This window comes from Acetobacter persici, assembly GCF_018256955.1.
Classification (GTDB): Bacteria; Pseudomonadota; Alphaproteobacteria; order Acetobacterales; family Acetobacteraceae; genus Acetobacter; species Acetobacter persici.
The window spans coordinates 185,554-197,424 of the sequence record NZ_JAERKU010000006.1; the positions used below are offsets into that span (position 1 = coordinate 185,554).

Below are 11,871 nucleotides of genomic sequence, written 5' to 3' on the forward strand. Positions count from 1 at the left end.
AGATCAGGGGTTCGCTCTGGCGTCCGCGGCAATCAGCTTTTCCGTCAGGTCCAGATCAGCCGGTTTATCAACATCCACGGCGGCCCGACCGTCTGAAAGCGGAATCAGTTCAGCCGTTGTGCCCGTTAGTGCCCCAATGCGGTTGCACAGGGCCGTGCATGTGAGTTTTTTGCACAGTGCGCGCAGCAAAACGCCGGGACCAAGGAGCCACGCTATCCGCAACGGATGTTTGCGGTTTTTTTCAACATGCTGCCAGAGTTCCGCAACCGCCAAGGACGCGGGTGTGCGGAAGAGGAACAGATTGCACCCGGAAAACGCCATATCGGCCAGCCGGATAAAGGTGCGGCGCGTGCCGGGCACATCCCGCAGCACGGCAGCTTCAGGCGCTACGGCCGCCGCGACATCCGTATCAGGGCCGCATTTGTCCAGAAATTCGCTGATCCATGCGGGGCGGAGCAGGGCATTGTCGGCTGTGGTGACAAGCAGGGGGGTGCCCATCTGTGTCAGACCCGCCAGCACACTGGCGCTCGGACCATGCGGGCTTGAGGGGAGAATATCAATGTCGGGCGGGATTATCCCGGCCAGCACAGCCGGGTTATCAATGCAGACAACAATCCGCCCGATCCCCGGTGTGGCCTGAAGTGCCGAGATCACCCGCAGGATCATCGGCGTACCGCCTACGGGCAGAATGGCTTTGTGGGAAACACCGGCGGCCTGCGCCATGAGGTCCGGCGCACCGGGGCGCGTGCCTGCCAGAATAAGGGCGGACAGAGGCCCGTGTGCCGTTGTCATGCAGCGTGCTGGGACGTATCGCGCATCAGTTTGGCTTCCGGGCGGGCACCGTCGGGCCGGTCCCGCGGGGGAGAGCCTGTCAGATCCATAACCCACGGAAAACGCTGCGCTTCTTTGACATCATATCCCAGATTGAACACCGTCGGGCTGCGCGGGCGCGCTTTGGCGTCCAGATAGTAGCTGCCAAACACGCGGTCCACCACAAAGCTGGTAATGCCGAAATTACCGTCTTCATCATGGAAGTGGTGCAGAACGTGACGCGCCTTCATACGCTGGATCCATGCGGAGCGCGGCTTGTAGTTCAGATGCTGGATGCAGTGGAAGAATTCATAAATGCAGGTGATGGCCACGCCGGTGCCAAAAGCCGTGGCCGCAGCGCCCCAGCCGCCAATCAGATACCCGATGGGTATGGTAATGACGGCAATGGTCGGCAGGGTGGTGACGGGCGCACCAAACAGAACGTCCAGCAGATGCGGGTCCTGATGGTGGTCAAAATGGATGCGCTTCCACAGGGAGGCCGTCCATTTCATTTTGTAGAGAACGCGCCCGTGCAGCACGTAGCGATGCAGCAGATACCACGCCAGCGGATACACCAGTATGACGGCCAGAATGGAAACCAGCGTCGGCCCCCACCCGGCAAAAAACCAGGTTGCCGCCGCAACGCTGGCAATAACCAGCGCGAAATATAACAGAATGGTCGGATAGGTCAGATAAGCGATCCACAACTGGCGGAGGTTCATCTTGCCAAGATCAAAACTCCGGCCCGTGCGGATGGTCGCGTTATTCAGAGTGCCGCTCATTTTGCTTCGTTCCTCAGGAGCGCGGTGACTGCCCCCAGAGTGAAAATAATCAATCCGGGGATGGTCGCAACAGGTGGGGGCAGAAGTCCGGCATTGCCCATGGCCCGTAACAGCCCTTGCGCGATAATAAACAGCAGGCCAGCCCCGAGACACCAGACCGGGACCCAGCTTCGTGTGCCTGTCCGGGGTGGAATATAGATTACCGGCATGGCAAGCAACAACAATACCATCATGGCGGCCGGGCGCAGAAAGCGTTCCAGCAGGCCAGCCTGAAGGAAGCCGGGACTGGAATCGGACGGCAGCCGCCCGCGCAGCATGCCGATAATGGTGCCGGAGGACAGAGGCGGGTTTTCAGCCGAAAGACGGATAAAGTCCCACGGATGCAGCGTGGTCTGCCATGAGGTATCGTCCTCCACCGGGAGTCTGGCGGTCTTATCCCCATCAACCTGAACACGGCGGATGGTGCGCAACTGCCAGCCATGCGCATGGGTATAATCCGCGCGGTCCGCATGCAGGGCTTCCTGCAGCATGCCATCTGGCGTGCGTGTATAGAGATCAAGCCCCGAGAGCATGTTCCCGCCATCCGCAACATACTTTACATGGCCAATGCGCCCGCCTTCATGGAACCAGAAGGCATGACCGTTTTCCGGGTGCGGGTCCGTCCGGTTCCACCACGCCGCCAGAGCCTGTTCTGAGCGGGGGGTGACCTGATCATCCAGCATAACGCCCATCACACCAATCAGCAGCGTGGCAGGCAGAAGCCGCTTGTACAGGCCCCACATGGAAAGGCCCGAGGCCTGAAGAATGGCCATCTCGCTGGCAAGGGTCATCTGGGAGAGCATGACAAGCGCGCCAATCAGCACGCTGAGCGGCAAAGCACCTGCCATCAGGAAGGGAAGCCGCATCCCCGCATAGGTCAGGATACCCGAAATACCCAGATGCCGCTGCAGGATGGGGGTCGTCTGTTCCAGCAGAGCCAGAATTTCCATCAGCCCGACCAGAATGGCGCAGCTGAACAGAACACGGTTGAACAGCACGCCAGAGAGATAGCGCAGCAGAACATGGGTCGGGGCGTGTGATTTTGTTTTCACGGCGCGGCCTTCTGACTGTCGGCCAGTCTGGCGCGTTTTTTGCTCATCCACTGGGCTTTAAGTGTCTGGAATGTGCCGGACTTGTGCAGCAGCAGCAAAGAACTCATCGCGACAAAAATGAGGGCTGGCCCCCAGATAATCAGCAGAGAGGCTTTTTTTGTGGCGACCATACTGTGCCCGAACTGGAGCATGTGATCGAACCCGACCATGATGATAAAAGCCAGCACAAGACCAGCACTGCTACGCTGCCGCTTGCGCATAATGGCAAGGGCGGCGGCAAGAGCCGGAATAAATGGAATGGTGAGGCTGCGGGCCAGCCGGAAATGCACTTCCGAACGCATATGCGGGCGGGAGATCGACGGGTCCTGATGCAGCAGTCTGCTGACAAGTTCAGGGGAGGTCAGTTCCCGCTCGTCCTCACCACGCTCACGGAAGGGGGTGATGTGGTTGGCGCGGGTCAGCAGCCGTGTGGCGTGTTCAAAAGTCGTCAGGGTGGGCACGCCTTTGCCGGTGTCGGTCAGGATTGTGCCGTTCTCCAGCGCAATTTCCACGGCGGAACTGTCTGACGCCAGCCGGATATGGCCGTGCCGGGCGGTAATGTCACGTTCCTGATTGTCCGAGGTATCCCGGATAAACACGCCATGCAGATCGGAGCCGCCCTGCGTCACCTTGTCCGCGACAATGGTCAGGGTAGAGGACGGGCTGGCAAACATGTTGGATTGCAGCCGGGGTGCCCAGCCGGTGTGGCTGGCCATATAAAATGTCGCCCGGAAGTCATAGCGCGCATGTGGCTGCACAAAACCGTACAGCAGAAAGGTGACGAGACTCAGCGCAGCCCCCAGCAGAATGTAGGGCCGCGTGATGCGTGTCAGAGAAATGCCGCTGCTGGTGATGGCGTCAATTTCCTCATTCTGACTCATGCGTCGGATGATGGAAAACACGCCCACGCAGAGGGCCGCCGGAATGGCCAGCCCCAGATAATGCGGCAGGAGTGTTGTCAGCAGTTCAACAAAAACGCCCAGATGGTTGTTGCCCGCGGCCAGCAGGTTGAACAGCACCAGCAGGCGCTCAAGCAGCAAAGCCGCCATCACGACGGACAGGGCGACCATAAAAGGCGGGATAACCTGCGCAATCAGATAGCGGTCCAGAGTGCCTGGAGTGAAGAACGCTTGCAGTCGGCGCAACAGGGGCGTGTTCGGCATGGAAGGTGTCATAGCCGGATTGATGCGGAAAGGCGATGGGGTGTGAACGTGTGCGTGGGGCCATCCCGCATGATGCCATCCGTTCCAAGTTCCCGCCGCAGAACGGTAATTGCCCAGTGCCCGGCCTGCGGATGGACGGCAATGGCGTTCCATCCGGCTGCGGTGTCCGGGCTGCCCGCACTATGCGAGGCCGAGGTCGTGCCGACAACCGGAATTTCCGTGTGCGGAATGCAGGCGAGAGTCGCGCGGTGCGAGTGTCCATGCAGCACCAGTTCGGCGCCTGCATCGCGCAGAACAGACTGCGACAGGTCCATATCGTCCAGTCCCTTCCGGCGGCTGACCAGATCGGCCACCGGGGGGTGATGAATCAGTACGACACGGCACAATCCGTCCTGCCCTGCCTTAAGAAGAACCGCACGGAGCCGTTCAGCCTGCGCAGCCCCGACTTTGCCGGACGCAAAAAATGGTCGTGTAGGGACGGCGGAGTTCACCCCGATCAAGGCAATATGGTCTTTGACCAGCAGGGATGGGAATGACGTCCCGGTTTTAAGCCAGTCTGCCCACAGAGCCGCTTTTCCGGCCGGGTTCTGGCGGATCAGGGCATCATGGTTGCCGGGCACCAGCAGGGTGGGGGGGAGTGCCTGCTCTTGCATCCATTGCCGGGCGCGCCGGAATTCCGAACGCAGACCAAGATTGGTGAGATCCCCCGTCAGAGCAACCAGTTCCGGTTGAAACCGCCGGATATCGTCCATCACCCGTGCCAGTGGGGCGGCCTTGTGCAGATGGCGGCGTTTTAATGTCCAGGACAGAAGGCTGAGGAGACGTTTGAAGCGAATTTCATCCCGAGCCGGGTATTCCGCCAGTGGCAGATGGGGGTCGGACAGGTGCGCAATCTGAAAAGAGGGCAAGGAAGAAAGTCTCCGGCGCAGGGGGCCTGACAGGACAGTATGTGACAAGTGTGCTGACTCTAATTATACCACCGCCATAAGCCGGGGCAAAAGCGCTGGCACCGTATCTGCAAAAGCAAGAGTTTCCGAGTGCCTGATCGTTTTGCCTTGATTCACAATTCCCGCAGCAGACGCAATCTCAAGGCGGATGGTCGTTATCTGGACTGCGCCCGGCGCATTCTGGGGCCGCTCTTCTTTTCCCCGGACTCTCAGGGCGCACTGCATGACGTCATAGAAGATCTGGCACGGCAGGACGTAGGGTGTCTGGTGATTGACGGAGGGGATGGCACGGTCGGCAATGTGCTGAGTGCCCTCTACGCATCATCTTACCCCAAAGACAGATTCCCCATGATTGCGGTGCTGCCGTCCGGCAATACGAATCTGATTGCCGCAGATGTGGGGTTTGGCCTGCGGGGGGAGGAAGCCCTGCAACGGCTTCAGGACAGGGCTCAGTCTGGCCGTCTGGTGTCAGACGTCAAGCAGCGTCAGCCGTTGGTTGTCTCATGGCCGGGGCAGGACCGTGCCGCGGTTCTGGGTTTTTTCGGCGGCCTTGGCGCTTTTACGCGCGGCATAGAAATTGCCCACTCGCCTGCCATTCTTAAAAATTATGCGCATGATACCGCCGTATTCATCACGCTGGCGGAAACGCTGCGGCAGATTATCACCCCCCGTCTGCGGCAGAGCTGGCTGGACGGCACCCCCGTTGGGTTAAGTCTAAACGGAGGGGACGCAGAGGCTCACAACCGCTTCCTGTTCCTCTGCACCGGCTTGCAATGCCTGCCGCACGGGCTCTGGCCTTTCTGGAGAGCGGAAGGGCTGGCCGATGAAGGGATCAGCTATCTGGATGTCGGGGCCAACCCCCAGAAGCTGCTGCGCGCACTCTGGAGTCTGCTGCGCGGGCGCAGCCCGGCATGGCTAAGGGCCGATCCGTCTTACGTCAGCGGGTCGGTGCAGCGTCTTGTTCTGAACACAGAGCAATCCTTTGTGCTGGATGGTGAGGTTCTGGAAACAGGCCCCGCACATAGTCTGGAAATTTCCGCAGGACCGATTCTCTCTTTCCTACAGGCATAAAATGGCCAAGCAGCAGCGTCCTGAAGAACCTCTGTCCGGCCAGCAGGCCAGCGCAGTCCGGTTCCTTGATGAACAGATCCTGCGTGAGCTGACAACGCGCGTCAGCCCCGCCGTGCTGGATTTTGTAGAGCAGATGGTCGGTACGGCCGAGCCGCTTGGCGTGCTGTTCTACGGCTCCGGCCTGCGGGGGGGCATACAGGATGATACGCTGCTCGATTTTTATGTGATTGTTAAAAAACAGTCTGACTGGCCACGCGGGCGGCTGGCCTGCCTCGCGAATGCGCTTTTGCCCCCCAATGTCGAATATCATGAACTGACTGTTGAAGGACGGCAGTTACGAGCCAAAGTGGCCATTCTGTCCCTTGCCCAGTTCCGCAGGCTGACCGGCTTCAGCGCTATGGATACAACAGTCTGGGCCCGTTTTTCTCAGCCTGTGCGGCTGGTCTGGCAACGGGACGCCGCTGCGGCCCAGACATTACGCCGCTGCGTCATGCGCGCCACCGTGACCGCCGCCCGCTGGACGGCCTTTCTCGGGCCGGAAAAAGGGCAGCGTGAGGATTTCTGGAATGCGCTTTATCGCCAGACCTATCAGACAGAGCTTCGGGTAGAAAAGGCGGGGCGCGGTGCCGGGATCGTCGCCAGCTATCAGGAGCGATACAGGGATCTGCTGCTGCCGTGCTGGCAGGCTGCGGGACTGGGTTACGAAAGGGATGGGGAGGAAGTCCGGCCGCGTCTCTCTTCCGCCCAGAAATTCCGGGAAGAGCAGGCGTGGCAGGTGCGGCGCAGAATGGGGCGTCCGCTCAACATCCTGCGGCTGATCAAGGCGGCTTATACCTTTACAGGCGGTGCCCGCTATGCCGCGTGGAAAATCGAGCGACATACCGGGATCAGGGTGCCGCTGACACCTTTTGCAGAAAAGCACCCCCTGCTGGCCGCGCCGCCCTTGCTCTGGCGGTTGTGGCGCAAGGGGGCGTTTAAACGCTCTTAGGCGGCTGCCGGAAGTGCTTTGGCGTCCAGAGCGGCCTGCTTAAAGATATCAATCGCTTTATCAATCTGCTCAGCCGTGTGTGTTGCCATGACAGAGCAGCGCAGCAGCGGACGAGAGTCCGGTGTAGCAGGCGGCAGGCTGAGATTGACGTAAACCCCAAGGTCCAGCAGGCGGTTCCACATAACAATGGCCTGCCCGATTTCTTCCAGAGTAACGGCAATCACCGGGCTGACCTGCTTGCTGGCATTCAGGCCAAGTCCGTGGAACCCGGCATGTAGCCGTGCCGCGTTGTCCTTCAGCTGCGTGCGCAGTTCCGGGTGTTCAGCCATATCTTCAAGTGCTGCCATGGTCGCGGCAATCACTTCCGGTGGCAGGGATGCTGTAAACATATACGGGCGGCAGTTCAGCCGGACCAGTTCCAGTTCCGGATGATCGGAGACGCAATATCCGCCAACCGTGCCAAGGCTCTTAGAGAAGGTGCCGACAATAAAGTCCACATCCGCTTCCACCCCGGCCTGTTCTGCAATGCCCAGACCGCGTTCGCCCATCACCCCGAAGGAGTGGGCTTCATCCACCAGCAGATAGGCTCCCGTTTCACGCTTGACGGCGACCATCTCGGCAATTGGCGGGACGTTACCGGTCATGGAATAAATACCTTCCACAACAATCAGCTTCGCACCCGGTGTCCCGTCCAGACGCTTCAGGCGTTTATAGAGATCATCCGCATCATTATGACGGAAGCGGATAACCTGTGCGGGGCTCAGGCGACTGCCATCATAAATGCTGGCGTGGCTGTCTGCGTCCAGAATCAGATAGTCGTCCTTGCCGGCCAGCGTGGAGATCATGCCCAGATTGGCCTGATACCCGGTGGAGAAGACCATGGCGTCACGGCGGCCAAAATAATCGGCAATACGGCGCTCAAGCTGCCGGTGCAGGGACTGCGTGCCATTGGCAATGCGGGAGCCGGTTGTGCCGACGCCACAGGTCGCGGCGGCGTCCTGCGCAGCCTTGATGGCGCGTGGGGACTGGCTCAGCCCCAGATAGTTGTTCGTGCCAAAAAGCAGGGTCTCACGGCCTTCGATAATGCCAACCGTGGAAGAAACCGGCTTTTCAATGACGACAGAAAACGGGTTGCGTCCGCCTGCTTCTACCAGAGAGCCAAGGGCTCCGGCCGTGCCGTCAAATTTTGAAAAAAGAGACGTCATGCGCGCTCAGCCTTTGTTTTTCAGATCAACCACGCAGGCGGCAAGGTCGTTAATGGTCCGGATATCAGCCAGCTTGTCGAGCGGCACGGACACATCCATGCTGTCTTCCACTTCCATGACAAAATTCATGACAGCCAGAGAATCAAAAGCCAAATCGTCCATGATCTTGCAGTTACCGTCGATGTCGCGCGGCACTTTCGGATTGGCGAGAAGTTTCTGGATGATCAGCGCAGAAACGCTTTCAACAGTTTCGCTCATTTTAAAATCCTTAATTTCCCGCCTTAGCAGGCAGAAGCTGCTTCAGGTTGCGGTTCAAACATGCCGGTCTGGAACATCTTGCGGGCTTTGGCGCGTGTCAGTTTACCGGATGAGGTTTGCGGCAGGGCATGCGGCGGCACAAGAACCACGGAAACATCCACGCCATGCAGGCGCCGGAAGAGGCTGGTGGCTTCGGCCTGAAGGGCTTCACGCGCTTCCGGTGACGTTGCGCGGCACTGGATAAGCGCCACAATTTCCTCATGGTCTCCTTTTTCCATGGAGAACACGGCAACATCGCGGCTGCGCAGGGTCGGGATATGGCTTTCGGCCGACCATTCCAGATCCTGCGGCCAGATATTCCGGCCATTGATGATAATCAGATCTTTGGCGCGGCCTGTGACCACAATCTGACCATTCAGCATGTAACCAAGGTCACCTGTGTTCAGCCAGCCATCCTGATCCAGCACCTGTGCCGTATCGGCGGGCTTGCGGAAGTAGCCATTCATCAGGCTCGGGCCGCGGACAAAAATTGTACCGGTCTGGCGGTCTTCCAGAACACGTCCTTCCGGGTCACGCACTTCCATCTCATGCCCGGGCAGAACTCTGCCGCAGACAACAAAGGTTCTGGTGGGGGTGGCAGGATCAGTTGCCGCACGCGCCACCCCTTCGCTTTCCAGCGCCGGGAGATCAATCGTATCGGTTTCAATGCCAGTATCAAGCGGCACAAAGCTGATAGCCAGAGTGGCTTCCGCCATGCCGTAACTGGCGACAAACGCTTTGGGGTTAAAGCCAACAGCTTCAAACCGCTCAGAAAATTCTTTGAGGATATGCGGACGGATCATATCGCCGCCAATCCCGGCCACGCGCCAGCAGGACAGGTCCAGTTCGGCGGAGGCGGGGCGACGTGCGCAGAGTTCGTAACCGAAAGACGGGCTGTAGGCGATTGTCCCGCGATTGCGGCTGATCAGGTCCAGCCAGACATGGGGCCTGCGGGCAAATTCACGGGTCGGGAGGAGATCAACCGTTAGCTGGCAGGTCATGGGGGTCAGGAAAAACCCGACCAGTCCCATGTCATGATAAAGCGGGAGCCAGGAGACGCAGCGGTCGCCGGTTTCATGCACGCACAGGCCATCATGCGCGATGGCGGCCACATTTGCCATGCCAGAACGCTGGCTGACGCACACACCCATAGGGGAGCGGGTGCTGCCGGACGAGAACTGAAGGTAGGACAGAGCTTCCGGATGAATGGTTGGCAGAACCATATCCGGCACCGGGCGTTCCATCAGTTCAGTGGGGGAGCCAGCAAAAGCCAGCCCCATGCCGCTGACGATATCGTCCGTCCAGCCTTCAATAATCTGCGGAATAATCACCGCGCTGGCCCCGGCACTGGTAATCATACCGCGCAGCGTGGTCAGATAGGTCTCTTTCCCGGCAAAGGCGACGGGCAGGGGCAGGGGGGCTGCAACCAGACCAGCATACTGGCAGCCAAAGAAGATACGGGCAAAGTCACCATCGCTTTCCGCGACAATCGCTACGCGATCGCCCGGCTGCAGGCCCATTCCAAGAAGGCGCAGCCCGGTTTCAATCGCCTGCTCACGCAGTGTGCGATACGGCAGGGCTTCCAGCAGAACGCCTTTGCCGGAATAGATATTAAAGCCAGCCTCACCCTGTGCCGCATAGTCCAGCGCTTCGGGGAATGTTGCAAAATCGCCATAACGGCGCTGCTGACCAGAACCGGTGGGAACCGGTTGCAGAGCCTCTTCGTTAGAAGGTGAAGATGCAGGATTTAAAACGTTCATCAGCTGGCCATTCGAAGAAAATCAACAATTGCGTCGGCCCCTACCGGCGCGGTTGGTTCGTCTCCCGTGAGATCGAACGTGTCGCGTATATAGTCTTTTTGGAGATTTACGAAAGCATGATGTGAAGAAAATGCGGCATCAATGTCTTCCGAGAACGTCTCAAGCTGGTTCAGAACCGGGCCCAAAGTCCAGAACCGATAGTTCTCATCCCCTTGCCAGGCAACGTCATGTGCGTTCAGGAAAACACACGGACGAGGGTGGATTAAAAATTCTGCAATCTGGGAGCTGGCGTCGCCCAGATAGAGGTCCGCAGCAGAGGTATAGGTCATATCAATGCTGCGGGTGCTGCCAGTATCGACAATCATGTGGGGATGGCCGCCAAAAGCACGCTTTAGCTGAGCAGCCTCAGTCCGCCGGTTATCGAACAGCCGGTAATGGGGGGCAAAGATCAGGTTGTAGCGATCCTGATTGGCAAAATGACTCAGGATATTCAGACCCATATTGGGCCAGGACGAAAGGCGGGCATTAAAATGCGGGTTATAAAGAATGGTCGGCCGGTTGTTATTAAAGAGGCGTGAGCTCGTGCTGCGCATCCGGCGCACCATGTCGAACTTTGCGTAGACACCCGTATGATAATGGCCGGGCCGGATGGCGCCCTGAGCCAGAAGGCGCTGCTCAACCTTCTTGCCCGCCATCAGAACGTAGTCAAAATTTTTGACATCCCGCGCAAAACCAATGGCCCTGTCACCCGCCCCGTGGCGGGTCCAGATCAGGCGGGGCTGACGGACGCCAAGCTTCCTTAAATAGAGTGAGGTACGCTCCGGGACGACGATGCCCTGAAACGTAGAGAAATATTTCTTGTTGAAGAAAAGGCTCGCAAAGCGGGAAAAAACGGTATGCCCGTGCCGTTCAACGCGCTCCCGGATCAGGTTCGGGAGGTGCAGAAGCTCGAAGCTGGCGCGCGATTCCGGATAGTAGGAGGCGAGGGACTGCGCATAATCCAGATGTGCCTGTGTGGCGCAGGCAATGTGGACTTCTGCTTCAGGGTGTCTGCTGGCAATTTCCATTGCAATCGGCAGAGAATGCAAGGTTTGGTGCGGCTGTGCGATGTAAGGGAAAAGAACGCGCATCAGTAGAATAACACCTCTTGAGTTGAGGCATGATCCGCCGTGTCTGCTTGCATCATCGGGTGCCTCATCAGCCTGTTTCTATGCGGCAGGATAACCTGCTCACATGCACAAATCGTGGCAGCCTCAATATAGTCAAGGCCGCCCGGAGCGGGGCTGAGCCGCCATCTCAGGTTTTTCGTGATCACACAAGCGCGGACATCAGCGTGCGCGGGACCATCAAACGGCCTCATATAATATGCGCCTTATATGCAAGGGGCAGGGTGGTGGGTTTGTGTGGCTGAGGGTGGCAAGGCTCAGCATCTCAGGTGCTCAAAGTATGATTGCTGTCATCTGAGCCGACCTTTTGCGGATGTCGGAGGGGTGGAGCAGGCCACCCGCTTACTCAGGCAACAGCAGTTATGCCGGCCAACTTATTGAAAACTGGCGGGAAACTGGGGTTTTGCGTGTGTTTAAAAATTGGGATGCACTTTTTTGAAGTTTTTGTGTCGGATGGTGTTGACGGGGTGAGGGTGATCGCTTAGAAACCGCTTCACCGGACGAGATGACGGTTGGCAGCGGCCTCTGGCTCTGCTAGATTGATCGGCTCGA

At 58.7% G+C, this 11,871-nt stretch carries 11 protein-coding genes; 2 read left to right on the top strand and 9 right to left on the bottom strand.

Going from position 1 to position 11,871, the window contains the following annotated elements; genetic code table 11:
• Positions 1-3 precede the first annotated feature (3 nt).
• The 5 genes from JK199_RS09245 to JK199_RS09265 are packed head-to-tail and all read right to left on the bottom strand — an operon-like array spanning position 4 to position 4,793.
• Positions 4-792 (bottom strand): nucleotidyltransferase family protein, encoded by a 789-nt coding sequence (locus tag JK199_RS09245; protein WP_212375396.1) that lies wholly within the window; start codon positions 790-792, stop codon positions 4-6.
• Complete coding sequence (locus tag JK199_RS09250; protein ID WP_025826977.1) at positions 789-1,592, bottom strand: sterol desaturase family protein; 804 nt, start codon at positions 1,590-1,592, stop codon at positions 789-791. Before JK199_RS09250 ends, JK199_RS09245 begins: the two co-directional genes overlap by 4 nt.
• On the bottom strand, positions 1,589-2,683 hold the full coding sequence (locus JK199_RS09255) for an LptF/LptG family permease (protein ID WP_025826975.1): 1,095 nt from the start codon (positions 2,681-2,683) through the stop codon (positions 1,589-1,591). Before JK199_RS09255 ends, JK199_RS09250 begins: the two co-directional genes overlap by 4 nt.
• Complete coding sequence (locus tag JK199_RS09260) at positions 2,680-3,897, bottom strand: LptF/LptG family permease (RefSeq protein ID WP_025826973.1); 1,218 nt, start codon at positions 3,895-3,897, stop codon at positions 2,680-2,682. The genes JK199_RS09255 and JK199_RS09260 overlap by 4 nt, the downstream gene beginning before the upstream one ends.
• A complete protein-coding gene (locus JK199_RS09265) occupies positions 3,894-4,793 on the bottom strand; it encodes a metallophosphoesterase family protein (RefSeq protein WP_244985024.1) in 900 nt (299 codons plus the stop codon). Before JK199_RS09265 ends, JK199_RS09260 begins: the two co-directional genes overlap by 4 nt.
• Before the next feature lie 129 nt (positions 4,794-4,922).
• Here JK199_RS09265 and JK199_RS09270 point away from each other — a divergent pair, with 129 nt between their 5' ends.
• Positions 4,923-5,903, top strand: a complete 981-nt coding sequence (locus tag JK199_RS09270; RefSeq protein WP_212375398.1) for a diacylglycerol/lipid kinase family protein — start codon at positions 4,923-4,925, stop codon at positions 5,901-5,903.
• 1 nt (position 5,904) lies between these two features.
• Positions 5,905-6,891 (top strand): hypothetical protein, encoded by a 987-nt coding sequence (locus tag JK199_RS09275; RefSeq protein WP_244985025.1) that lies wholly within the window; start codon positions 5,905-5,907, stop codon positions 6,889-6,891.
• On the opposite strand, the gene spt is transcribed toward JK199_RS09275, so the two are convergent.
• The 4 genes from spt to JK199_RS09295 are packed head-to-tail and all read right to left on the bottom strand — an operon-like array spanning position 6,888 to position 11,283.
• A complete protein-coding gene (gene spt, locus JK199_RS09280; RefSeq protein ID WP_086656136.1) occupies positions 6,888-8,096 on the bottom strand; it encodes a serine palmitoyltransferase in 1,209 nt (402 codons plus the stop codon). The genes JK199_RS09275 and spt overlap by 4 nt on opposite strands.
• A gap of 6 nt (positions 8,097-8,102) precedes the next feature.
• Positions 8,103-8,354 (bottom strand): acyl carrier protein, encoded by a 252-nt coding sequence (locus tag JK199_RS09285; RefSeq protein ID WP_025826965.1) that lies wholly within the window; start codon positions 8,352-8,354, stop codon positions 8,103-8,105.
• 23 nt (positions 8,355-8,377) lie between these two features.
• The gene (locus JK199_RS09290; RefSeq protein ID WP_212375400.1) at positions 8,378-10,153 is read right to left on the bottom strand and encodes a fatty acyl-AMP ligase; all 1,776 of its coding nucleotides are present in this window, start codon (positions 10,151-10,153) and stop codon (positions 8,378-8,380) included.
• A complete protein-coding gene (locus JK199_RS09295) occupies positions 10,153-11,283 on the bottom strand; it encodes a hypothetical protein (protein ID WP_077931476.1) in 1,131 nt (376 codons plus the stop codon). Before JK199_RS09295 ends, JK199_RS09290 begins: the two co-directional genes overlap by 1 nt.
• Between the last annotated feature and the right edge of the window lie 588 nt (positions 11,284-11,871).

Excerpts from the sequence above, each read along its gene's own strand:
- JK199_RS09250 (WP_025826977.1), bottom strand. The coding sequence starts at position 1,592 with ATGAGCGGCACTCTGAATAACGCGACCATCCGCACGGGCCGGAGTTTT.
- JK199_RS09260 (WP_025826973.1), bottom strand. The coding sequence starts at position 3,897 with ATGACACCTTCCATGCCGAACACGCCCCTGTTGCGCCGACTGCAAGCG.
- JK199_RS09285 (WP_025826965.1), bottom strand. The coding sequence starts at position 8,354 with ATGAGCGAAACTGTTGAAAGCGTTTCTGCGCTGATCATCCAGAAACTT.
- JK199_RS09290 (WP_212375400.1), bottom strand. The coding sequence starts at position 10,153 with ATGAACGTTTTAAATCCTGCATCTTCACCTTCTAACGAAGAGGCTCTG.
- JK199_RS09275 (WP_244985025.1), top strand. The coding sequence starts at position 5,905 with ATGGCCAAGCAGCAGCGTCCTGAAGAACCTCTGTCCGGCCAGCAGGCC.
- JK199_RS09295 (WP_077931476.1), bottom strand. The coding sequence starts at position 11,283 with ATGCGCGTTCTTTTCCCTTACATCGCACAGCCGCACCAAACCTTGCAT.
- JK199_RS09245 (WP_212375396.1), bottom strand. The coding sequence starts at position 792 with ATGACAACGGCACACGGGCCTCTGTCCGCCCTTATTCTGGCAGGCACG.
- spt (WP_086656136.1), bottom strand. The coding sequence starts at position 8,096 with ATGACGTCTCTTTTTTCAAAATTTGACGGCACGGCCGGAGCCCTTGGC.